The sequence below is a fragment of the Marinobacter sp. MDS2 genome (assembly GCF_030718085.1).
GTDB lineage: Bacteria > Pseudomonadota > Gammaproteobacteria > Pseudomonadales > Oleiphilaceae > Marinobacter.
On record NZ_JAVAJF010000001.1, the window covers coordinates 170,511 to 192,678 of the forward strand.

The window sequence follows — 22,168 nt, forward strand, 5'->3', positions numbered from 1 at the left end:
GGCTGTTACTACTTTAGCGCCTCATCACGGTTTCGACACCCAAGTTGGCAAGCTCATCCGCCAACTCGTTGCCCGGGTCGCCCGCGTGACCCTTGACCCAGTGCCAATTTACGTTGTGCCGGGCGGATTCCGCGTCCAGCTCTTTCCACAAATCCGAATTCTTGACCGGTTTTTTGGCCGAAGTTTTCCAGCCATTGCGCTTCCACCCCTCCATCCACTCTGTGATCCCTTTGCGTACATACTGTGAGTCTGTATACAGCTCGACATCGCAAGTACGATTCAGCGCTTTCAGGCCCTGAATAGCGGCCATCAGCTCCATCCGGTTATTGGTGGTTTCACGCTCGCCGCCATGCATTTTTTTCTCGGCCCCACCGTAGCGCAACACAACCCCCCAACCACCCGGTCCGGGATTGCCTTTACACGCTCCATCGGTGTACATCACTACTTTGCCTGCCATTAGAACTCCGGTGAACGGTTACTGGTATCGAGATGTCGGGGCACTCGGTTCATGCAATCTCTTGATGCGCCTACCGCACCCGGGAGCGAGATCACGTTGTTCTTTCGCCAACTTACGCCACGCTGGATAGGCGCCGGCACCCGTTTGCGCGCAAGGATACAGTAATAGGCGCCAACGGGAATAATATTGGCTTTGCCGGAGGGTTCCCGGGTGGCGATGGAGCCGTGGCGTTTTTGAATCGGCAGCTGACAAAAATAGGTCGCGGTGGATTCAACCGTAAAGCCCAGCAGCCGAAGCCAGTCTTCCATGCGCGACCGCATCATGAAGCGCCCGCCCCAAGGCCCTTGGTGATGCCGGGAAAGCAGCTTGCGAGCACCCCACAGCCCCAGTGGATTGAAACCAACCAAAGCCATCACGCCTTCGCCTCGCAGAACTCTTGCCGCTTCCCTCAGCACCTGATGAGGGTCCTGAGAAAAATCGGCAGCATGATGCAAAATGGCCAGATCGATAGAATCGGCCGGGAATGGCAGTTCAACCGAATCGCAAACCGCCACTCCATCCGGCATGTTCGGACTCCAAGTAGGCGTTGTAATAATCCGCTGTACGAAATCGGTACCCGTGGCCAAGGGTAATCTGTGACTCAAGCCTACTTGTAACTGCCGGGCTCCGGTGAGGCTGCCAAGCTCTCTATCAAGGACACGCCGCTGGCTGGCCAACAAGGCTCGCCCTAACGGGCTTTGAAACCAGACTTCAAAGCTTTCATGTCGCGCTGCAAAATCGATCGGCCTGGAGTCGTTCACCGTTTATTCCTCTGCTCATGCGGCCCTGACATCGGACACCTTGGGATAGGCGCGCTGTTGCTTTATCATAACAGTCACATCCATTAAGCACATGTGGTCATGATGTTTCGCATTTACCCTATTCCGGCGTTTTCAGACAACTACATCTGGTGTCTTGCAGATACATCAACCGGCAAAGCCCTTGTGGTGGATCCGGGGCAGTCGCAACCGGTCAAGGATTATCTGAAACACTCGGGCCTGACGCTCGACACCATTCTGGTCACTCATCATCACCCGGACCATATCGGTGGTATTGCCGAGCTCCGGGAAACGCACCCGAACATCAGAATCGTCGGCCCGGAAGGTTCACCGTTCACCAATGTGACAGAAACGGTGAGCCATGGCGATCACCTTGAATGGCAAACGATTCGTTTCTCAGTAATGGCAACCCCAGGCCACACTCTGGACCATATCGTCTACTACACGGAGACTCAGGTTGATGGCGCTCCTGTACTGTTCAGTGGTGACACCCTGTTTATTGGCGGCTGCGGAAGGCTGTTTGAAGGTACCCCCGACCAAATGCACCGCTCATTGAACTCACTGCGGGCTCTTCCCGACAACACTGCGATTTACTGCGCCCACGAGTACACTCTTGCCAACCTTCGCTTTGCGCGTCATTGGCTGCCTGACGATGCGGGGCTGATCGAATTCGAGCAAGACTGCAATCTGCTGCGCCAAGCCGGGAAACCCACTGTGCCTTCGAGCCTACAGAACGAAAAAGCACTCAACCTGTTTCTGCGCTGGGATGACCCTGCCGTGATCAAAGCCGCAGAAGCCTATGGTGCTGAACACGGTTTGCCTGTAACCAGTCCGGCGGAAGTCTTTGCAGCCGTTCGGCATGGCAAAGATCACTTCTGATCAGAACCGAATTTGAGGCGGTGGTAACAATACCTCTCAAAGCCGTAACATCACGTGCCTTGACCGCCTTAAAACCCGTCCCATAGAATCTCGCTCGAACTGTGTTTGAAGCATTGCATTTATCTTTACGCCGGATCTTGTTACTGACGTCTGGCGCAACCTCCCGGAAGCCTAGTTATGCCGGTTAATCGCCTCTCATTGGTCTTACTCACCACATCCTTAACCGCTGGCTGCAGCAGCAATCCTTTATTTGAAAGCAGGCACAGCAACCCGCTCGAATCTGAACGCGTTGTGGTGGCTCAGGGCGACGATGAACTGATTGCGGCTATCGATTCAGATCAAGATCTGTCCACGAATGCCCCCTTGGATGATGCCATTTCGGCAGACCTTAAAGCGAAAGCGAAAGCCGCCCGTAAAAAGCTCGACGAGCCCAAGTCCTCCGGGTCGGATGAGCTTGTGCAAACGGATCTATGGAGCCGCATGCGAGCCGGGTTTGCCATGGATCACTCGGTTGATAATGCCAGGATGCAGGCTCAGCTTGACTGGTATGCCCGCAATCCCCGCTACATTCAACGCGTAACAGAAAGAGGCGCACGATACCTGCACCACATCCTGAGCGAAGCCGAAGCCCGCGGATTGCCAACCGAGCTGGCCTTGCTGCCAGTGGTAGAAAGCGCGTTTGATCCTTTTGCCTACTCTCACGGTCGCGCAGCAGGGCTTTGGCAATTCATCCCTTCAACCGGCAAATACTTCGGTCTGACACAAAGCTGGTGGCATGACGATCGTCGGGATGTGCTGACCTCAACCGATGCCGCACTCACTTACCTCGAACGTCTGGCCAACCGATTCGACGGCGATTTCACCTTGGCACTGGCGGCCTATAACTCAGGCGGCGGAACGGTTTCCAGTGCCATGCGCCGCAACCGTAAGGCGGGCCAGTCAACAGACTATTGGTCATTAAGACTACCTAAAGAAACCCGACACTACGTGCCCAAGCTTTTGGCATTGGCAAAAGTGATCGACAATCCGGACGCCTATGGCATTCAGCTGCCGGAACTGAAGAACGAACCTTATTTCGAAGTGGTTGAGACAGGTTCACAACTGGACCTGGCGCAGGCAGCCAAACTTGCAAGCGTCGATATTGATGAAATCTATCTGCTTAACCCGTCTTACAACCGATGGGCCACGAACCCCGATGGCCCGCACCGCTTGCTGGTGCCCGCCCAAAACGCTGATACATTCCGAGCTGCGTTGGCGAATTTCCCAGCCGACCAACGGGTTTCCTGGAAAAACTACAAAGTAACGAAGGGTGACAACCTGGGCAGCATTGCTCGCCGGTTTTCCACCACCACGTCCGTTATACGCCAGGTAAACAAGCTAAACGGCGACATGATTCGGATCGGTCAGCAGCTTCTGATTCCGTCCTCCACCAAGAGTTCTGACGCCTATGGCTTGAGCCAGTCCCAGAGGCTTGAGCGCAAGCAGGAGCGGAAGCGATCAGGCAATAAAGTACGCTATACCGTTCGCCGCGGCGATACATTCTGGGACATCGCCCGGGAACACCGGGTCAGCGTGCGTGAAGTTGCCGCGTGGAACGGCATGGCGCCGGGCGACCCCCTCCATCCCGGCCGGAAACTGGTTATCTGGAGCAAGGTGAAGCAACCCAAAACCGTTGCCGGCAACGCCAGAAACAAGGCCATGGTGCGCAAGGTTGGATATCGCGTGCGCAAAGGCGATTCTCTATCGACGATCGCCTCCCGTTTCTCCGTGAATGTGCGAGACATCGCATCATGGAACGATCTTAATACCAACCGTTATCTGCAACCCGGCCAAAGTCTGGTACTCTACGTTGACATAAGAAACAGCCCATAACGTGCGAGAACTATGACAAAAATACGTAAAGCACCGAGCCTCACCGGACTGGTTACGTCACTGGCCCTTGCGGTCACTTCTTTTGTTTCATACGCAGACAGTCACTCCCCGGAAGCGCCCGCCCCCGTGCACGGCATGGCCATGCACGGGGAGGTGAAGTACCCCTCGGATTTCGATCATTTTGAGTACGTAAATCCGGCAGCTCCCAAAGGCGGCCATCTTAAACTGAGCGCCGTCGCCAACGGTTTCGATAGCTTTAATCCGTTTGTTGTCAGAGGCGTTGCCGCCGCTGGCGTCAGCACCTATGTGTACGACACCCTGATGGTATCGTCTGACGATGAGCCTTTTTCAGCGTACGGGTTGATCGCAGAGAGCCTCGAAGTACCCGAGGACAGAAGCTACGTTATTTTCAATTTACGGGAAGAAGCTCGCTTTCAGGACGGCGAACCGATTACCGCCGAGGACGTAGCCTTTTCCTTCCGAATCCTGACCACGGAAGGCCATCCTTTCTATCGCAATTATTACTCCGATATCGAAAGTGTATCGGTCGAAAGTGATCACCGCGTTCGGTTTGACTTTGGTGATACCGAGAACCGCGAGCTGCCCCTGATTATCGGCCAAATGCCCATTCTACCCGCCCACTACTGGCAAGACCGGGAGTTCGAGGGCAATGGCTTGAATGTGCCGGTGGGCAGTGGGCCTTATCGCATTGGCTCCTTCGATGCCGGCCGAAACCTGACATTCGAACGCATCTCTGATTACTGGGCAGCCGACCTTCCGGTTCGCAAGGGTCGCTTTAATTTCGACAAGATCACCTACGAGTATTACAGCGACGATACCGTTGCTCTCGAATCTTTCAAAGCAGGCAACTTCGACTTCCGGCAGGAGACCTCCGCTAAAAACTGGGCTACCGCCTATACCGGCACACCGTTCGAGAAAGGCTCGATCACCAAAGTCGCGATTGAGCATCACCGTCCAACCGGCATGCAAGGCTTTGTTTTCAATACCCGAAAAGCGGTTTTCAAAGACCCCAAAGTCCGTGAAGCTTTGGCCTACGGATTCGACTTCGAATGGGCGAACCGAAATCTGTTCTATGGCCAGTACAACCGCACAGACAGTTTCTTCGAAAACAGTGAACTTGCGTCTGAAGGCTTGCCGTCCGGGCGCACACTGGAGATTCTCGAGCCTTTCCGTAACCAGCTCAGCGCCGACGTCTTCAACAAGGTGTACACGCCACCTGACACCAGCAAAACCCGGAGTGTTCGTGACAACCTTAAACAGGCATTTCAGCTGCTGAGCGAAGCCGGTTACGGAATTCAAGGTGGAAAAATGGTTCACAAAGCATCCGGAAAGCCACTGAAATTCGAGATTTTGCTGGCGCAGAAAAGCTTCGAGCGCGTGGTACTTCCGTTTACCCAGAACCTTAAAAAGCTGGGCATTGATGTCACGGTACGCCTTGTCGACACCAGCCAGTACATTCGGCGCGTCCGCAGTTTCGATTTCGACATGATTACCCAGGTACTACCCCAATCCGACTCGCCCGGTAATGAACAGCGAGATTACTGGCACTCGTCGAATGTTGATGTAGAGGGCTCTCGCAATACCATTGGCGTGAACGACCCTGTGGTTGATGAACTTGTCGACATGGTGATTCAAGCACCGGACCGTGACGAATTGGTCCATCGAGTGCGGGCCTTGGATCACGTGTTGCTGCATGGCCATTACGTCATTCCTCACTGGCACCTGAGCAAAGACAGAGTGGCCTATTGGAACCATCTTGAACGGCCCGACGTTACCCCTAAAAGCGGTATCGATCTTAATAACTGGTGGATTGCCCGCTGAGCGGCCCACTCCCAATCAAGCCGTCATGAAAGGATTCCTTCCCTAGATGGGTACATACATACTTCGTCGATTGGCGCTGATTATTCCGACCCTGATCGGCATCATGCTGCTCAACTTCATCATCGTTCAGGCAGCGCCCGGTGGCCCCATTGAGCAGCTGATTGCCGAAATGGAAGGGCTGGGTGGCAATGCGCTCGCCCGGGCCGGTGGCGGCGATATGGGCGGCGAAGTCTCTACGGCTTCAAATGAAAGCCGGGGAGCGCGGGGGCTGCCGCCGGAGCTCTTGGCGGAGATGGAAGCCCGCTACGGTTTCGACAAACCCGCCCACGAACGTTTTCTGGGGATGCTGAAGGATTACGCCACGTTTGACTTCGGGAATTCCTTCTTTCGAGATCGTTCCGTGGTCGAACTCGTCATCGATAAAATGCCGGTATCCATTTCGCTGGGCCTTTGGTCCACGCTGGTTATCTATCTGATTTCCATTCCTCTGGGTATCCGGAAAGCCGTCAGAGACGGTTCCCGTTTCGATGTTTGGAGCAGCTCTGCCATCGTAGTCGGCTACGCCATTCCCGGATTCCTGTTTGCGATTCTGTTGATCGTTCTGTTTGCCGGCGGCAGCTACTTCGACTGGTTCCCCTTGCGGGGCCTTACGTCTCCCGATTTCGACACCATGACCTGGTACCAAAAGATTGGCGACTATTTCTGGCATCTGGCACTCCCCGTTACCGCCAACGTTATTGGCGGGTTTGCCACACTTACCTTGCTGACCAAAAACTCGTTTCTCGATGAGATCGGTAAACAATACGTGACCACCGCCCGAGCCAAGGGTCTGGACGAAAAACAGGTTCTTTATGGCCATGTGTTCCGTAACGCCATGTTGATTGTCATTGCCAGCCTACCCGGAGTGCTTGTGTCTCTGTTCTTCACCGGCTCTCTACTGATCGAGGTTATCTTCTCTCTCGATGGCCTCGGCCTGCTCGGGTTTGAAGCCGCTCTGAACCGGGATTATCCCGTTATCTTCGGCACGCTTTATATCTTTACCCTCATGGGGCTTTTGCTAAAGCTCATCAGCGACATCACCTATGTTCTGGTTGATCCACGCATCGACTTCGACAGCAGGGAGGGCGCGTAATCATGATAAAACTCTCTCCCATTCAACAACGCCGGCTGCGCAATTTTCGCAATAATCGCCGCGGGTACTGGTCGCTCTGGCTGTTTCTGCTGATTTTCGGCATCAGCCTCGGTGCCGAGTTGATCGCTAACGACAAACCGCTGGTTGTTTCCTACCAAGGCGAATTATATTTCCCGGTCGTTCAGACCATTCCCGAGGAAACCTTCGGTGGCTTCCTGCCCACCGAAACCGACTACCGGGACAGTTTTATTGCGGGCGAAATCAACGCCAATGGGTGGATGATCTGGCCTCCGATACCGTTCAGCTACAACACAATCAACTACGACCTGGACGTGCCCTCACCCGCCCCACCCAGCTCCGTTAACTGGCTCGGCACTGACGATCAGGGCCGCGATGTAGCTGCCAGAGTGATCTACGGCTTCCGGATTTCCGTGGTGTTCGGGCTGACACTGACCTTCATCAGCTGCCTTATTGGCGTTGCGGTAGGTGCCATTCAGGGCTACTACGGCGGCAAGATTGACCTGCTCGGCCAGCGGTTCCTGGAGATTTGGTCCGGGCTGCCCATGCTCTACCTACTGATCATTCTGTCAGCCATTGTTCAACCAAATTTCTGGTGGCTTCTTGGCATCATGTTACTGTTTAGCTGGATGGGGCTTGTAGACGTCGTTCGGGCTGAATTCCTCAGAGCCCGAAACTTTGAATACGTGCGCGCCGCACGAGCCTTGGGGCTGGAGAACCGGCATATCATGTTCCGGCACGTACTGCCGAATGCCATGGTGGCAACCCTTACCTTCCTGCCCTTTATTCTCGCGGGGGCCATTACCAGCCTCACCTCGCTTGACTTTCTGGGGTTCGGCTTGCCTTCGGGCTCGCCCTCCCTGGGCGAATTGATTGCGCAGGGCAAAGCCAATTTGCATGCGCCCTGGTTGGGCATTTCAGCGTTTGTTTCCTTGTCACTCATGCTGACGTTACTGGTCTTTACCGGAGAAGCCGTGCGTGATGCATTTGACCCGAGAAAGAATTGATATGAGCGACTTGTTAAACATCTCGGATCTATCCATCCAATTCGACAACGGTCCTCTCGCCGTAAACAGCCTTTCACTATCGATACGGCCGGGCGAAACACTTGCTCTGGTGGGTGAAAGTGGCTCCGGAAAATCAGTCTCGGCGCTCTCGGTACTTCGCCTGCTGGATGAACGCCATGTGAGTTACCCTTCCGGTGAAATTCTGTTTAAGGGCACCAATGTTCTTGAAGCCCCCGAGAAGGTCATGAAAACCATTCGTGGCCGGAAAATCAGTATGATTTTTCAGGAGCCAATGACATCCCTCAACCCTTTGCACACGGTTGAGAAACAGATTTCACAAACCCTACAGATTCACTTGGGCATGCGCGGTCCGCAGGCACGAACACGCTGTATTGAATTGCTGGCGCTGGTGGGCATCCCCAATCCGGAGCAGCGCCTGGCGAGCTATCCGCATCAGCTATCCGGCGGCCAAAAACAACGAGTGATGATCGCCATGGCGCTCGCCAACGAGCCAGAACTGCTGATCGCCGACGAACCGACTACTGCGCTGGATGTGACGGTTCAAAAGCAGGTTCTGGAACTGCTCCAATCCCTTCAGGAAAAGCTCGGTATGGCTATGCTGCTGATCACTCACGATCTCAGTCTTGTCAGGCGCTATGCCGACCGGGTCCTGGTGATGGAGAAAGGCATCAAGGTTGAAGAAGCGGAAACCGACCGCTTGTTCGCTGCGCCGAAGCATCCCTATACGCGCACGCTGATTGACGCTGAGCCTCCGGAACAACCTTTGGCCCCACGGGCAGATGCGAAGGATTTGTTAGAAGTTTCAGAACTGAATGTCGCCTTCACGCTCAAGAAAAATCTCTTAGGCAAAGTCACCCAAAGTTTTCATGCGGTGAAAGACGTCAGCCTGCAACTGGGCCAGGGTGAAACCTTGGGCATTGTTGGCGAGAGCGGCAGTGGTAAAACCACCATCGGCCACGCTCTGCTGAAACTAACGGGCAGCACAGGCTCAATCCGCCTCGACGGCACCGAATTAGCCCCCCTGTCTCAAAAACAGTTTCGGCCCTGGCGCCGCCGCATACAGATTGTGTTCCAGGATCCTTTTGGCAGTTTGAGCCCTCGCATGTCGGTGGCTGAAATCATCAAAGAAGGGCTTCTTATTCACGCCTCTTCAGAACCCGATCGACACGATGACCGGGTTATACAGGCATTGAAGGATGTCGGGCTCGATCCTGCGGCGCGCCATCGCTATCCTCACGAATTTTCCGGAGGCCAGCGCCAGCGCATTGCGATAGCCCGGGCCCTGGTATTGCAGCCCGAAGTCATCATTCTTGACGAGCCCACCTCTGCGCTAGACCGCACGGTTCAAAAGCAAGTAATTGAGTTGCTGCAAGAACTACAGGCTCAGTATGGGCTAAGCTATATTTTTATAAGCCACGATCTGAATGTCGTCCGTGCACTAAGCCACAAACTGCTGGTGTTACAACACGGCGAGATTGTTGAATACGGAGATGCAGAAACCATCTTCCGTGAGCCCAAAGAAAACTATACCAAGGAGCTGCTGAACGCAGCGTTTTTCTATAGCACTACGACCAATTGACATTAGCCCCTTTGACTCGGGTCGGGGATAATGCGCCAAAATCAAGGAACATAGGGAGTCGATACCCATGGGTATTCTCAGTGGTAAGAAAGCACTGATTGTTGGTGTGGCCAGTAAACATTCCATCGCTTACGGCATTGCCGAAGCCTTCGCCCGTGAAGGCGCAGAACTGGCGTTCACGTATCAGAACGAAAAGCTTCAGTCTCGTGTGGAGAAATTTGCCGAGCAGTGGGGAAGCAAGATCACTATCCCCTGCGATGTTGCCAGCGATGAAGAAATCGAAAACGTGTTCACCGAGTTGGGCAAACACTGGGACAACATCGATATCATCATCCACGCCGTTGGTTTCGCGCCCGGTCATGAGCTGGATGGTAATTACGTTGATGTAACCACCCGTGACGGGTTCCGCATCGCCCATGACATCAGCTCTTACAGCTTTGTTGCCTTGGCAAAAGGCGCCCGGAAGATGATGCACGAAGGCAGCAGCCTGCTGACCCTCAGCTACCTGGGTGCCGAAAAGGTTCTTCAGAACTACAACGTTATGGGCCTCGCCAAAGCGTCTCTGGAGGCCAATGTTCGTTACATGGCCGCGAGCCTCGGTAAAGACGGCATTCGCGTGAACGGTATTTCAGCCGGCCCGATCAAGACCCTGGCAGCGTCCGGCATCAAGAGCTTCCGCCGCATGCTGGCAGAGAACGCCAAGCGTGCACCACTGCGCCGCAATGTGACCACCGAAGAAGTGGGCAATGCCGCTGCGTTCATGTGTTCGAACCTGGCATCCGGCATCACAGGTGAGATTTTGTACGTTGACGGTGGTTTCAATATCACCGGCATGGGCGAACTGGAAGACTGAGGTCGGTAACAGGTTAGCCCTCTCACAAAGCCGGCATGCTGTGCCGGCTTTGTCTATTCTGAACCAGTAAACGCATCGGCAACGGCTTCAAGCCAGCTCAGATAATCGGTTTCATCGGAATCGAACACCCTCAAGCCGCTCAAGTACCGGCTACCCTCTTCTTTGCTCCACACCACTTCAACCATCAGCCTTAACGATTCCGCGCGCCCAGACAGATGGATCTCGGCAGTTAGCAACGAACCTACCCGTAAGGTCTCGGTGGTCACCAGACTCATGCCACTGGCAGAAAGATCCCGAACTTCGCAGGTGCGAACCGAGCCCTCCACCAACTCACCACCAAACTCAGCAGGCTCTGCTGATTCAACCTGCAGCCGAGCTGTTGCCCGTGCCGACAAGCGATAATCTCCGCGCTTGTCGGTCTCATCCGGGACTGAGGATTCCTGACCAAATCGGTAATCTTTGTCCATCATAATCCCCTTAACCCCGGCTGCCGCGAATTCGGCCAACGACACGACTGAGCGTATCATCAAAGGCCGCCCCGCCACCAAGAATCTTGATCCTGCCACCGACGATACCCGCTACCAATTCCTCCCGCATTAACTGGTGCCGGTTAAGCCCTAAGCGATCGACAAAGACGAATTTTCCGGTAGCCGCAATTTTTACGGCTAATTTCAACCGCAATGGCGCGTCTTTCGCCTGTTCAGACTCGAGCACGATCCAACCTTCAAGCTCGAGTTGATCAATCTGTCGAGCGGCTTCGGCTTCAGCCTCACGCACCAACCTGCCCAATTCCAGTTTTTCATCGGCAATCCGTTGCTGCTCGGCCTCGGCCCGTTGTCGTTCTAACATGGCTTCATGGGCCGCTTGTCGCTGTGCAGCCAAACGCTGCGCTTCTTCTTTCTCGCGACGCACTGCTTCTGCTCTTGCACGAACTTCAAGGGCGGCCTGTTCTCGTTGCCGCTGTTGCTTCTGGCAGACCTTCACCAACAGCCGCAAGGTTTCGTCCAACACCTCTCCAAACGGTTTCAAATCGGGTAAAAGTCGCAACGTCTGAGCGTCCAGTTCAGCCTGGAATTCAGTCCAATCCTGTAACCTCAGTTTTACACCGGCACCGTTCGTCCACACAATCTCGTGGCTGTCCGGCAACAAAGCAAAGAAAAAACGCCGCTGCTCATCGACACCCTCGCCTTTCACAAACCAGCGCTCTAGATAGGGTTCAAAATCACTGTCGTTCAGGGCGGCTCGATCAATCCAACCGGCCTCATACACGAAATCGCCGCTTACCGGCAACGCCGGCTCCAGATCGGTAATCTGACCTTTAATCCGGTCAACAATAACGGCGTTGATCGCCTCAATTTTTGCCACGGGTATGTCTTGCCCCATGGCCCGGCGCCAGACATCGTGAACGAGATCCCCAAGCTGCTCTCCAACTCGATACAGCTTGCCTCGATCTTTATCAGACAATGCGGGATCACCAGCCCACACCAACCATTCCAGAATTTTATTCGCGTGCCGATACAACTCGCTTTGTTCGCCGTCGGCCAACACGCTTTGTTTGAGCACCGCCATCCAATCGTTCAGCACGAAGCCCGAAATAAAGATTGGCAATTGGCGCCCTTTCAGCGCGCGGCCCACCAACGCTTTCGATACTTGCTCGGCGTGGCGCTGCCGTGACAGCCCCAACTCGGTTTCATACAGCCGATGCCGAAGCCTATCGACCTGTCCCAGTCTCTTCTTGCTGTCCTCAAGCCATTGCTGACAATAAACGTTTACCGGCTCTGTGGAACCCTGCTCAAAACTTGCGGCCACGGCAACCACCAGGCTATCAAGCAAATCCAGCAGGGCGCGAGACGACCGTCCGCCGGTATCACTCCAACCCCGCCACTCCTGCAAATGGTCCAACCAATCCAGCACCACCTGCGGAAAGGCTTTGCCACCGTCTTCTCCCAGACGCCATGCACACCAGAACCTAAGCCGAGCGACGCGACTGACCAACGACGCGTGCAGCCCACTGGTATTCAGAAAAACATCCATAATACGGTCGGCTAGATAGGCAGCATTGACCTGCCGAACACTCCAGCCAATCTGCACAGACCTTAAAACATGGGTAACCCGCTCATCCCGCTGTTCAGACCAGCAGGATAAAAGCAAAGGCCCCCAATCCGGTATGGCATCGGGCGTAGAGTTACCGGTGGGATATGGCAGGTCCGGAACACGAATGCCGGTGAGAACCTGATTAATTCGGACAGCAACCTCTTTACGGGAAATTGGCGCTGCCTCTGGCTGCTTTGCCTTAGGGGACATCCGGTGCCTGTTGTCTGGAATCGTTGAAATGGACCTTCAAATAACGCAGTATAACCAACTCGCCGGGGTTTGCTGCAACCGTGTACCGGCGCCATTCGTGTTTATCTTCAATCACCGGGCAAAGTGACACGGCGTTGTTTCGGTGACGTAACGATTTGAGTCGGGGAACTACAACAAGATGTCGGGCAAGAAACTGGAAAACCTGAACGTGGCCAGCCAGGAACAACTGATCACTCCTGAAGCCTTGAAAGACGAACTGCCATTATCGGACAAGGCGGCAAATACCGTCGCGTCAGGCCGTCAGGCTATTTACGACATCATGGACGGCAAGGATAAGCGTCTGTTTATCGTTGTCGGCCCCTGCTCCATCCACGATCCCGAAGCAGCAAGAGATTACGCCAGCAGGCTAAAAAAACTGGCCGATGAAGTCAGTGACACTCTGCTTATCGTGATGCGCGTTTACTTCGAAAAACCCCGGACTACCGTCGGCTGGAAAGGACTGATCAACGATCCACACCTGAACGATACGTTCGACATAGAACAAGGCTTGCATATCGGTCGTCGCCTGTTGCTGGACATCAATGAAATGGGCCTGCCGGTCGCCACCGAAGCGCTTGATCCGATCTCTCCCCAGTACTTGCAGGATACCATTGCCTGGTCGGCGATTGGTGCACGCACCACCGAATCCCAGACACACCGCGAAATGAGCAGCGGTCTGTCGATGGCCATTGGCTTTAAAAACGGCACAGACGGCAACCTGGACGTAGCGGTAAATGCGATGAACTCTGTATCGCACCCTCACAGTTTTTTGGGAATTGACCAGCAAGGTCGAGGCGCCATTATCCGCACCAAAGGTAACAACTATGGCCACGTTGTTCTGCGCGGCGGCGGAGGTAAGCCAAACTACGATTCTGTCAACGTTGCTCTGTGTGAGCGAGCGCTGGAAAAAGCAAAACTGCGCCAATCCATTATGGTCGATTGCAGCCACGCCAACTCCAACAAAGATCCCGGCATTCAGCCTCTGGTCATGCAGGATGTTACCCGTCAAATCATTGAAGGTAATGAATCGATTCAGAGTTTGATGGTTGAAAGCAACATCAACTGGGGCAACCAGTCGATCCCTGACAATCTAGACGACCTGAAATACGGCGTATCTATTACCGACGCGTGTATTGATTGGGAAACAACGGAAAAGGCGATTCGTGAAATGCGCGAAAAGCTGAAGGATGTGCTGCCGAAACGCGGCGCATAAAATAGATAAGGCCCGGAGCCTGTTCAGCGCCGGGCCTTATTTTTTGATCAATCGCACTCTCAAATCACCGACTCACATCCCAGCCAGTCCAATTTCCCCCTCAAACTGACTACATGGCCGATTATCACGATGGTCGGAGCCTGAACCCCACTGCTTTTAACCAACGAGGCAATGTTCTCCAACGTGCCGGTCACCACCTTCTGTTCCGGAGTTGTGCCTTTGGAAACCAGCGCCACAGGCATATTCGAGTCCATGCCGTGAGCAATCAATTCCCGGCAGATAATCGGTAGCCCGACCAGCCCCATGTAGAACACCAGCGTCTGATTGTTTTGCACAAAGTCCGACCATGGCAAATTGCAGGTATCGTCTTTCAAATGGCCGGTAACAAAGCGGACGGATTGAGCGTGATCACGGTGCGTGAGCGGAATGCCGGAGTAGGCAGCGCAGCCGGATGCGGCGGTGATGCCCGGCACCACCTGAAAGCGTATGCCTGCGGCCGCCAGGGTCTCAATTTCTTCCCCTCCACGACCAAAAATAAACGGATCGCCCCCTTTAAGGCGGACGACCCGATACCCTTCCTTGGCGAGATCCACCAAGCGCTGATTAATTTGCCCCTGAGGTAAGGTGTGGTTCGCTCGTTTCTTGCCTACGTGGATCTTCTCCACCTGCTCAGGAACCAGCGCCATGATTTCAGGCGACACCAAGCTGTCGTACAGCACCACTTCAGCCGACTGAATAAGTCGCCATGCCTTGAGCGTCAACAGCTCCGGATCACCGGGGCCGGCTCCGACCAGAGCCACATCGCCGGCGGAATTGTTCGGATTATCCGTTACCGGGTTCGGCTTGAAGCGGACCGGGCCCGCTCCAACCTTCACTCTTTTCCCTGGCACCTCGGTTTGTCGGCTCATTGGATGCGCTCAACGCCTCCCATATAAGGTTTCAATACCTCAGGCACAACAATGCTGCCGTCAGCCTGCTGGTAATTTTCCATAACTGCGATCATGGCCCGGCCTACCGCCAAGCCTGATCCGTTGAGTGTATGCACCGGCTCGGGCTTACCGGTTTCCGGGTTACGCCAGCGAGCTTGCATGCGACGCGCCTGGAAATCCCGGGTGTTGGAGCAGGAGGAAATTTCACGGTACTTGCCTTGGCCCGGAAGCCACACCTCAAGATCATAGGTTTTAACTGCGGAGAAGCCCATATCACCACCACACAGGGTGACCATGCGATACGGCAACTCAAGCAACTGCAATACTTTTTCCGCGTGACCGGTCAGCTGCTCCAGAGCCTCACCGGACTCTTCAGGGCGCACCACCTGAACCAACTCGACTTTATCGAACTGATGCTGGCGAATCATACCGCGCACATCCCGACCGTAAGAGCCGGCCTCACTGCGGAAACACGGCGTGTGCGCCACCATGCGCAGCGGCAATTCCGAATCCTCCAGAATGCTGTCGGCCACCAGGTTGGTCACCGGCACTTCGGCAGTCGGAATCAGATACAAAGGATTGTCGCCTTCCATACGGAACAGGTCTTCTTCGAACTTGGGCAGCTGCCCGGTACCGAAAAGTGCGTTGCCGTTCACAAGGTAAGGTACATAAGTCTCTGTGTAACCATGCTCGGTGGTGTGCAAATCGAGCATGAACTGAGCCAAAGCCCGATGCAGTCTGGCCAACTGACCACGCATCACCGCAAAACGGGAATGGGCCAGATGGGTCGCCTTCTCGAAATCGAGTCCATTAATGGCTTCACCCAAGGCGACGTGGTCTTTCGGCTCGAAGTCAAACTCGCGAGGCGTTCCCCAAACGCGGGTTTCAACGTTGTCGTCTTCACTCTTTCCGGGAGGCACGTCTTCGTCCGGCACATTCGGAATCCCGGCAAAAAACGCGTTTAGGGCCTCCTGCACAGACCGCAGCTCTTCTTCCGCTTCGCTACGCTGCTGCTTCAAGCTTTCAACTTCATCCAGCAGCGGCTTGATATCTTCACCGGCGGCTTTGGCTTTACCAATCGACTTGGAACGTTTGTTCTGCTCGCTCTGCAGGGTCTCGGTACGAACCTGAATGGCTCGGCGGCGCTCTTCCAGCTGCTCGAACGTGGCTACATCGAGCTCAAAGTTTTTAATGGCCAGCCGGCGGGCGATCTCTTCAGTCTGTGAACGGACACGTTTGGGATCGAGCATGGTGTTCCTGAATTATCCAGTTAACGAATGGGTGAATAGGCGAACATTATACCCGCCATGAGTTTGCTGGCCAGCATTGACCTGAGCCGCAAAGTAAAACCCGACAGAACCAATCAATAGCGCTTAACAGTGCTTTGTTGGTCGAGAGCGTCCAGACGTTGACGCTTTTCGGCAAGCTTGATTTCCAGGCCACGCATGACAGGCTCATAGTAGCGGCGCTGATGAATGGCTTCCGGTAGATAGTTCTCGCCTGCCGCATAGGCATCGGGCTCATCGTGAGCATAACGGTACTCTTCGCCGTGGCCCATGCTTTTAAGCAGCTTGGTGGGTGCATTGCGCAAATGCACAGGCACATCGTAGTCAGGATCGCTCTTGATATCGGCCATGCATCGGTTGAACGCGGCATAGACCGCGTTACTTTTAGGCGCCATGGCCAAATAGGTCGCCGCTTGGGCCAGAGCCAACTCCCCTTCCGGCGAACCTAAGCGCTCCTGCGCATCCCAAGCCTGCATGGCAATCTGCAGCGCTCGCGGGTCGGCATTCCCTATGTCTTCACTGGCAATTCTGACAAGCCTTCGTGCAACGTACAGTGGATCACAGCCGCCATCGAGCATTCTGCATAGCCAGTAAAGTGCACCGTCTGAGCTGGAACCCCGAATCGACTTATGCAGCGCCGAAATCTGGTCGTAGAAAACATCACCGCCCTTATCAAATCTGCGCAGGCTCGTTTGCAGGACTTGTTCCAGCGTTGACGGAAGTACGCGATTATTTCCCTGCTCGTCTGGTTCTGCCAAATCCGCTGCTACTTCGAGGATATTCAGCGCACGACGTGCGTCCCCGCCGGAGGCTGAAGCCATAGTATCCAGTACCGAAGGGTCAACTTTTAACGATCCTGCAAAACCCTCGTCACTCGAAAGCGCGCGGTTAAGCAGGGTCAGAATATCATCAGATTCGAGATTTTTGAGTACATAAACCCGGGTACGGGACAGCAGAGCGCTGTTGAGTTCGAAAGAAGGATTTTCAGTGGTGGCTCCCACAAAGATGAAAGTGCCATCTTCGATGTGGGGCAGGAAAGCATCCTGCTGGCTTTTGTTGAACCGGTGAACTTCATCAACGAACAGCAAGGTGTCACGGCCTTGGGCCTGCTTGCGGTGTTTAGCACGATCCACCACTTCGCGGATTTCCTTTACACCGCTGAGCACCGCCGACAGAGTTTCAAACGTTAGCTCGCCTACGTTAGCAAGTAATTGCGCAAAGGTGGTCTTGCCAACCCCGGGCGGCCCCCACAGAATCATGGAGTGTAGCTGGCCCTGTTCAACGGCCCTGCGGAGCGGTTTCCCCTCACCCACCAAATGGGCTTGCCCTACGTAGTCAGCGAGGGTTGTCGGGCGCATTCTCGCCGCCAGAGGCTGAAACCCGACCTCTGGCTGAAACAGGCTGTCCTGCATTAAGCACCGTCCCGAATAACGTCAACCTCCTCAGGATACTCCAATGTGAAGGCGCTCCTATCAACATCCTTGTTCAGTTCAATCGAGTCAAAACTGAGAATACTGATTTGAGCCAGCGAATCTTCCATTCTCATTTCTTGCAGTTCACCATCGAAGAAACTCAGACGCAACGAGACAAACAACGAGTCTGCGCCTTTGGGCACCAACGTAAACTCTTGAGTCAATTCTCCGATTCGACGCTGGCTGACCTCATAGGTTTCATCCAGATTATCGACCTCACCACTGAGCAGCAGAGCTGGAGTGCTTTGAACCCGGTCATCCAGTTTGTGGATCGTCACTTGCTCAAGATCCGGGTCATAAACCTCAACCGTCTCACCATCACTGACGATGAATTGCGACAAAGGAGCGGCCGTTTCCCAATAAAACAGACCCGGCCTTTTCGCTTTCAAAGCGCCACGGGTTTCTTGCACACGACCACCGTTTTCACCGACCACGATTTGAATAAAGTCAGCCTGATAGGTTTCGTAGCTACGAAGAATCGAGGAAAGCTCCTCGGCGGCCCCGGCAGAGGATTCCTCAGCATGACTAAGGCTCGCCGTGAAAATGAGCAGAATGCTCGCCATCAGAGAATACATAATTCGAATCATATTAACGCTCCTAGTCTCTTGGGGGCGGCGGCGCCAGAACTTCTCTGGCACCATTGTGGCCCGCCGCACTGACGACACCCGCTGCTTCCATTGCATCCACCAGGTTGGCGGCGCGGTTGTAGCCAATCTTGAATTTTCGCTGAACCGAGGATATCGACACCCTGCGATTTTCGGTCACGAACGCAACCGCTTCATCAAACAATGCATCACCTTCGTCGCCACCACCGCCTTCAGTCAGTGTGGGCACGCCGGGCAAATGCTCACCTTCGGCACCACTGAGTACGTCATCAACGTATTCCGGCTCGCCCCTAGCCTTCCACGCACTGACCACGCGGTGCACCTCATCGTCGTCCACAAAGGCGCCATGCACACGAACAGGCAACCCTGAACCCGGCGGCAGATACAACATGTCACCGTGCCCGAGGAGCTGCTCTGCGCCGCCTTGGTCCAGCACCGTTCTCGAATCGATTTTGGAGGAAACCTGGAACGAAATCCGGGTTGGTATGTTGGCTTTGATCAAACCGGTAATCACGTCCACCGACGGCCGCTGAGTGGCTAGTATCAGGTGAATACCGGCTGCACGGGCTTTCTGGGCAATCCGCGCAATCAGCTCTTCGACCTTTTTACCGACGATCATCATCATGTCGGCAAATTCATCGATTACGACAACGATGAACGGCAAGGTTTCCAGCTCCGGGCGCTCCTGCTCGTCATTCGCCAGATGATCGTCCGGCTTCCAGAGCGGATCCAGCAGCGGCTCTCCCTCGGCACGAGCATCTTTCACTTTTTTGTTATAGCCCGCCAAATTACGTACGCCCAAACTCGCCATCAGGCGATAACGGCGCTCCATTTCGGCGACACACCAACGCAGTGCATTGGCGGCTTCTTTCATGTCAGTAACGACGGGAGCCAGCAAATGCGGAATGCCGTCGTAGATGCTCAATTCGAGCATCTTCGGGTCAACCATAATGAAACGAACGTCTTCCGGCCCGGCCTTCAAGAGCATGCTTAGTAGCATCGCATTGACCCCCACCGACTTACCGGAGCCGGTCGTACCGGCAACCAACAGATGCGGCATCTTCGCCAGGTTGGCCACCATCGGATTACCACCGATATCGTTACCCAAAGCCAGCGTGATCGGCGATGAGGATTCGGTAAACACCCGAGCTCCCAACACTTCGCTTAGTCGAACGATCTCTCGGGTTTCATTCGGTATTTCAATACCAACTACCGATTTCCCGGGTATCACTTCGACAACCCGAACACTGAGCACAGCCAAAGAGCGGGCAAGGTCTTTGGCCAGGTTGGAAATTTTGCTGACCTTCACCCCTGCAGCTGGCTTAATTTCAAAACGGGTAATGACGGGGCCCGGGTTCACTTCGACCACTTCCACCGTGACGCCGAAATCTGCAAGCTTCTCTTCCAGCAAGCGGGACATGTGCTCGAGGGATTCCTCGGAATAGCCGCTCTCTTTATGCTCTTCGGGCGGATCCAACAGCGTAATCGGTGGAATCGGGCTCTCAATGTCTTCTAGCAAAGAGCCTTGCTTACTGCTGCTCTTTTTCGTGTCAGAAGCGCCTTGATCCTCTTTCTTGAACGGCGCGATCTTCAGCGCCCGGCTCAAAGGTTTTTCTGCTTTTTTGGCAGTCGGTTTGGGTACTACCGGTTCAACGTCGCGCGAACTGAAGCTTTCCACTTCTGACGGTTCCGGATCGGCTGTCGTACGTCCTTCCAGAGCCGGTTCTTTACGAAGCTTTTGCGGTTTTGCCTCCGAATTCTGTGTCGCCGCGCGATCCTTCCCGGCAAACAGGCGGCGCCACCAGGGTATCTTCTTAGCAGAATCCGGGTTGGCATTGGACGCGGCAGCCTTGGGCGCACTGCGGGCAATCGGCGGTTCCGGTTCGTCCTTTGGTTCGGGTGCCTCGGCACGAACCGCTTTGGAGGTTTGCTTTTTGAAGAAGGCACTAACGGCCAAAGCCGCTTTCAGTGTCAAACCTCCTACCCGGTCCATCAACCGGAACCATGAAAGCCCGATCGTCACGGTGAGCGCAAACAGGAAAATGGCAATCAGCAAAAGTGTGGTTGCCGGCAAATTGAAAAAACGAACCATTGACTCGGAAACGGCCTTGCCCAAGACCCCACCGGAGGACATGCCCAGACCGAACAAGGAATACAACGAAAGCAAACTCGTTGCGGATAGGAGAATCAGTATGAAGCCACCGAATCGGACCATGAACAGCGGCCAATGCAAATCCAGTGGCTGATGGCGAAGCCGAATGAGCATGAAGGCATAGCCTGCCACCATGACCGGGAAAAGCCAGGACACATGCCCGAAAAAGTCCATTAAGAGGCTGGCCAACCAAGCACCGGTGCGGCCGGCGTAATTTTCTACGTTGGTTTCATGGCCGATGCTGGCCCAACCGGGGTCAGAATGACTAAAGGTAAAGAGCGCCATGGCCAGATAGATGCAGAGCACGATGAGGGCCAGGACAGCCCCTTCACGGGCCCCCTGTGCCATCAAGAGGCGAAAGCGCTTTTGTTTGTCTGTGAGTTCCGTGGGTACAGATTTTTTCGCTTTAGCGGATTCCGCCATGAATACTCGAACCGTATGTAAGTTTAGTCTTCCAGCGCCTGAAAACCCCTTGCGAGATCGGTTTTCAGGTCGTCGATGGCTTCAATGCCAACTGACAGCCGGATCAGATTTTCAGTAATACCTGCTTTCGCTTTGTCTTCAGGTGCCAAGCGCCCGTGCGTTGTCGTTGCCGGGTGGGTGATGGTGGTCTTCACATCTCCCAAATTAGCCGTAATTGAAATCATCCGCGTGCCGTCAATGAAGCGCCAGGCCTGCTCCCTGCCTCCCTTGACCATAAAGGACACCATGCCACCAAATCCGCTTTGCTGTTGTTTCGCCAGCTCATGCTGCGGATGGCTTGCAAGCCCCGCATAGAACACTTTTTCTACAGAGGGCTGTGATTCCAACCACTTAGCCAACTCTAACGCATTGTCACAGTGAGCTCGCATACGAATCGGTAAGGTTTCGAGACCTTTCTGAAAAACCCAGGCGTTGAATGGGCTCATGGTGGGCCCGGCGGAGCGAATGAAGCCGTATACCTCATCCAGATATTTCGCCGGTCCAACCACCACACCGCCAACGCAGCGGCCTTGTCCATCAAGATACTTGGTCGCAGAGTGGATAACCAGATCAGCACCTAACGCCAACGGACGCTGAAGAATAGGCGTGCAAAAACAGTTATCAACCACCAGCAACGCATCGTTAGCATGAGCCAGAGTTGCCAATGCTTTTACATCTGCCACTTCACACAAAGGATTTGACGGCGTCTCGATGAACAACATCCGGGTTTCAGGACGGATCGCTGCCTGCCACTCATCGACCTCAGTAAGACTCACAAACGTAGTCTCAACGCCAAACCGCGCCATATACTTCTGGAACAGAACGTTCGTGGTTCCGAAAACGCCACGGGAACAGACCACATGATCGCCGGTTTTCAGCAGCGACATGCAGGTGCTGAGAATTGCGGCCATGCCCGAAGCCGTCGCGACGGCTTTTTCACCACCCTCCATCGCGGCTATACGCCCTTCAAATGCCTGAACCGTCGGATTGGTGAAACGCGAGTAGATATTCCCTGCCTCTTCACCGCCAAACCGCGCCGCTGCCTGCGCAGCGCTGCCATAAACGAAGCTCGACGTTGGGAAAATTGCGTCGCTGTGCTCCAGCTGGCCGGTGCGAATCTGCCCTGCCCTGACCGACAACGTGTCTACTGACATCCCGTCCAGATCGGATTCGGGAATCCAGAGGTGTTCTTCACGCGTGTGGCTCATGGCATTCTCCTGGCTGTTCG

17 protein-coding genes and 1 pseudogene are annotated in these 22,168 nt (G+C 54.6%); 8 read left to right on the forward strand and 10 right to left on the reverse strand.

The window, feature by feature from the left end:
• Nucleotides 1-13: 13 nt before the first annotated feature.
• Nucleotides 14-457, reverse strand: a complete 444-nt coding sequence (gene rnhA / locus Q9245_RS00835; protein ID WP_305895385.1) for a ribonuclease HI — start codon at nucleotides 455-457, stop codon at nucleotides 14-16.
• A complete protein-coding gene (locus Q9245_RS00840; protein ID WP_305895386.1) occupies nucleotides 457-1,257 on the reverse strand; it encodes a class I SAM-dependent methyltransferase in 801 nt (266 codons plus the stop codon). Before Q9245_RS00840 ends, rnhA begins: the two co-directional genes overlap by 1 nt.
• A 102-nt stretch (nucleotides 1,258-1,359) precedes the next feature.
• Between Q9245_RS00840 and gloB the strand changes: the two genes are divergently transcribed.
• From gloB to Q9245_RS00875, 7 genes are all read left to right on the forward strand, one after another.
• Complete coding sequence (gene gloB / locus Q9245_RS00845; protein ID WP_305897142.1) at nucleotides 1,360-2,154, forward strand: hydroxyacylglutathione hydrolase; 795 nt, start codon at nucleotides 1,360-1,362, stop codon at nucleotides 2,152-2,154.
• Nucleotides 2,155-2,331: 177 nt separating this feature from the next.
• The gene (locus tag Q9245_RS00850) at nucleotides 2,332-4,026 is read left to right on the forward strand and encodes a LysM peptidoglycan-binding domain-containing protein (RefSeq protein ID WP_305895387.1); all 1,695 of its coding nucleotides are present in this window, start codon (nucleotides 2,332-2,334) and stop codon (nucleotides 4,024-4,026) included.
• 12 nt (nucleotides 4,027-4,038) lie between these two features.
• Nucleotides 4,039-5,868, forward strand: coding sequence for an extracellular solute-binding protein (locus tag Q9245_RS00855; RefSeq protein ID WP_305895388.1), 1,830 nt, complete (start codon nucleotides 4,039-4,041; stop codon nucleotides 5,866-5,868).
• A 46-nt stretch (nucleotides 5,869-5,914) separates the two neighbouring features.
• Nucleotides 5,915-7,000: a microcin C ABC transporter permease YejB gene (locus tag Q9245_RS00860; protein ID WP_305895389.1), complete on the forward strand. Its 1,086-nt coding sequence runs from the start codon at nucleotides 5,915-5,917 to the stop codon at nucleotides 6,998-7,000.
• Nucleotides 7,001-7,005: 5 nt separating this feature from the next.
• The gene (locus tag Q9245_RS00865; RefSeq protein WP_305897143.1) at nucleotides 7,006-8,025 is read left to right on the forward strand and encodes an ABC transporter permease; all 1,020 of its coding nucleotides are present in this window, start codon (nucleotides 7,006-7,008) and stop codon (nucleotides 8,023-8,025) included.
• A 1-nt stretch (nucleotide 8,026) separates the two neighbouring features.
• Nucleotides 8,027-9,625, forward strand: a complete 1,599-nt coding sequence (locus tag Q9245_RS00870; RefSeq protein WP_305895390.1) for an ABC transporter ATP-binding protein — start codon at nucleotides 8,027-8,029, stop codon at nucleotides 9,623-9,625.
• A 67-nt stretch (nucleotides 9,626-9,692) separates the two neighbouring features.
• Nucleotides 9,693-10,478, forward strand: coding sequence for an enoyl-ACP reductase (locus tag Q9245_RS00875; RefSeq protein ID WP_305895391.1), 786 nt, complete (start codon nucleotides 9,693-9,695; stop codon nucleotides 10,476-10,478).
• A gap of 53 nt (nucleotides 10,479-10,531) precedes the next feature.
• Here Q9245_RS00875 and Q9245_RS00880 read toward each other — a convergent pair whose 3' ends face one another.
• On the reverse strand, nucleotides 10,532-10,945 hold the full coding sequence (locus tag Q9245_RS00880) for a PilZ domain-containing protein (RefSeq protein ID WP_305895392.1): 414 nt from the start codon (nucleotides 10,943-10,945) through the stop codon (nucleotides 10,532-10,534).
• A 10-nt stretch (nucleotides 10,946-10,955) separates the two neighbouring features.
• Nucleotides 10,956-12,782 carry a DUF1631 family protein gene (locus Q9245_RS00885; RefSeq protein ID WP_305895393.1) on the reverse strand — a complete coding sequence of 609 codons (1,827 nt, stop codon included), beginning with the start codon at nucleotides 12,780-12,782 and terminating at the stop codon, nucleotides 10,956-10,958.
• Nucleotides 12,783-12,960: 178 nt separating this feature from the next.
• On the opposite strand from Q9245_RS00885, the gene Q9245_RS00890 reads away from it, so the two are divergent.
• Nucleotides 12,961-14,034, forward strand: a complete 1,074-nt coding sequence (locus Q9245_RS00890) for a 3-deoxy-7-phosphoheptulonate synthase (RefSeq protein WP_305895394.1) — start codon at nucleotides 12,961-12,963, stop codon at nucleotides 14,032-14,034.
• Nucleotides 14,035-14,093: 59 nt separating this feature from the next.
• On the opposite strand, the pseudogene cobA reads toward Q9245_RS00890, so the two are convergent.
• From cobA to Q9245_RS00920, 6 genes and pseudogenes are all read right to left on the reverse strand, one after another.
• Nucleotides 14,094-14,846: pseudogene (gene cobA, locus Q9245_RS00895) on the reverse strand (uroporphyrinogen-III C-methyltransferase); the annotation flags it as partial.
• Between the two features lie 92 nt (nucleotides 14,847-14,938).
• The gene (gene serS / locus Q9245_RS00900; RefSeq protein ID WP_305895395.1) at nucleotides 14,939-16,213 is read right to left on the reverse strand and encodes a serine--tRNA ligase; all 1,275 of its coding nucleotides are present in this window, start codon (nucleotides 16,211-16,213) and stop codon (nucleotides 14,939-14,941) included.
• A gap of 113 nt (nucleotides 16,214-16,326) precedes the next feature.
• Nucleotides 16,327-17,661, reverse strand: coding sequence for a replication-associated recombination protein A (locus Q9245_RS00905; RefSeq protein WP_305895396.1), 1,335 nt, complete (start codon nucleotides 17,659-17,661; stop codon nucleotides 16,327-16,329).
• A complete protein-coding gene (lolA, locus tag Q9245_RS00910) occupies nucleotides 17,661-18,308 on the reverse strand; it encodes an outer membrane lipoprotein chaperone LolA (RefSeq protein ID WP_305895397.1) in 648 nt (215 codons plus the stop codon). The genes Q9245_RS00905 and lolA overlap by 1 nt, the downstream gene beginning before the upstream one ends.
• 10 nt (nucleotides 18,309-18,318) lie before the next feature.
• On the reverse strand, nucleotides 18,319-20,901 hold the full coding sequence (locus Q9245_RS00915; protein WP_305895398.1) for a DNA translocase FtsK: 2,583 nt from the start codon (nucleotides 20,899-20,901) through the stop codon (nucleotides 18,319-18,321).
• Nucleotides 20,902-20,924: 23 nt separating this feature from the next.
• A complete protein-coding gene (locus tag Q9245_RS00920; protein ID WP_305895399.1) occupies nucleotides 20,925-22,148 on the reverse strand; it encodes an O-succinylhomoserine sulfhydrylase in 1,224 nt (407 codons plus the stop codon).
• Nucleotides 22,149-22,168 lie beyond the last annotated feature (20 nt).

What these genes read in the sequence shown, in the direction of transcription:
- Q9245_RS00855 (WP_305895388.1), top strand. Translation starts at nt 4,039, where the DNA reads ATGACAAAAATACGTAAAGCACCGAGCCTCACCGGACTGGTTACGTCA.
- Q9245_RS00875 (WP_305895391.1), top strand. Translation starts at nt 9,693, where the DNA reads ATGGGTATTCTCAGTGGTAAGAAAGCACTGATTGTTGGTGTGGCCAGT.
- Q9245_RS00870 (WP_305895390.1), top strand. Translation starts at nt 8,027, where the DNA reads ATGAGCGACTTGTTAAACATCTCGGATCTATCCATCCAATTCGACAAC.
- Q9245_RS00915 (WP_305895398.1), bottom strand. Translation starts at nt 20,901, where the DNA reads ATGGCGGAATCCGCTAAAGCGAAAAAATCTGTACCCACGGAACTCACA.
- Q9245_RS00920 (WP_305895399.1), bottom strand. Translation starts at nt 22,148, where the DNA reads ATGAGCCACACGCGTGAAGAACACCTCTGGATTCCCGAATCCGATCTG.
- Q9245_RS00850 (WP_305895387.1), top strand. Translation starts at nt 2,332, where the DNA reads ATGCCGGTTAATCGCCTCTCATTGGTCTTACTCACCACATCCTTAACC.
- Q9245_RS00890 (WP_305895394.1), top strand. Translation starts at nt 12,961, where the DNA reads ATGTCGGGCAAGAAACTGGAAAACCTGAACGTGGCCAGCCAGGAACAA.
- gloB (WP_305897142.1), top strand. Translation starts at nt 1,360, where the DNA reads ATGTTTCGCATTTACCCTATTCCGGCGTTTTCAGACAACTACATCTGG.
- rnhA (WP_305895385.1), bottom strand. Translation starts at nt 457, where the DNA reads ATGGCAGGCAAAGTAGTGATGTACACCGATGGAGCGTGTAAAGGCAAT.
- lolA (WP_305895397.1), bottom strand. Translation starts at nt 18,308, where the DNA reads ATGATTCGAATTATGTATTCTCTGATGGCGAGCATTCTGCTCATTTTC.
- Q9245_RS00905 (WP_305895396.1), bottom strand. Translation starts at nt 17,661, where the DNA reads ATGCAGGACAGCCTGTTTCAGCCAGAGGTCGGGTTTCAGCCTCTGGCG.
- Q9245_RS00860 (WP_305895389.1), top strand. Translation starts at nt 5,915, where the DNA reads ATGGGTACATACATACTTCGTCGATTGGCGCTGATTATTCCGACCCTG.
- serS (WP_305895395.1), bottom strand. Translation starts at nt 16,213, where the DNA reads ATGCTCGATCCCAAACGTGTCCGTTCACAGACTGAAGAGATCGCCCGC.
- Q9245_RS00885 (WP_305895393.1), bottom strand. Translation starts at nt 12,782, where the DNA reads ATGTCCCCTAAGGCAAAGCAGCCAGAGGCAGCGCCAATTTCCCGTAAA.
- Q9245_RS00880 (WP_305895392.1), bottom strand. Translation starts at nt 10,945, where the DNA reads ATGGACAAAGATTACCGATTTGGTCAGGAATCCTCAGTCCCGGATGAG.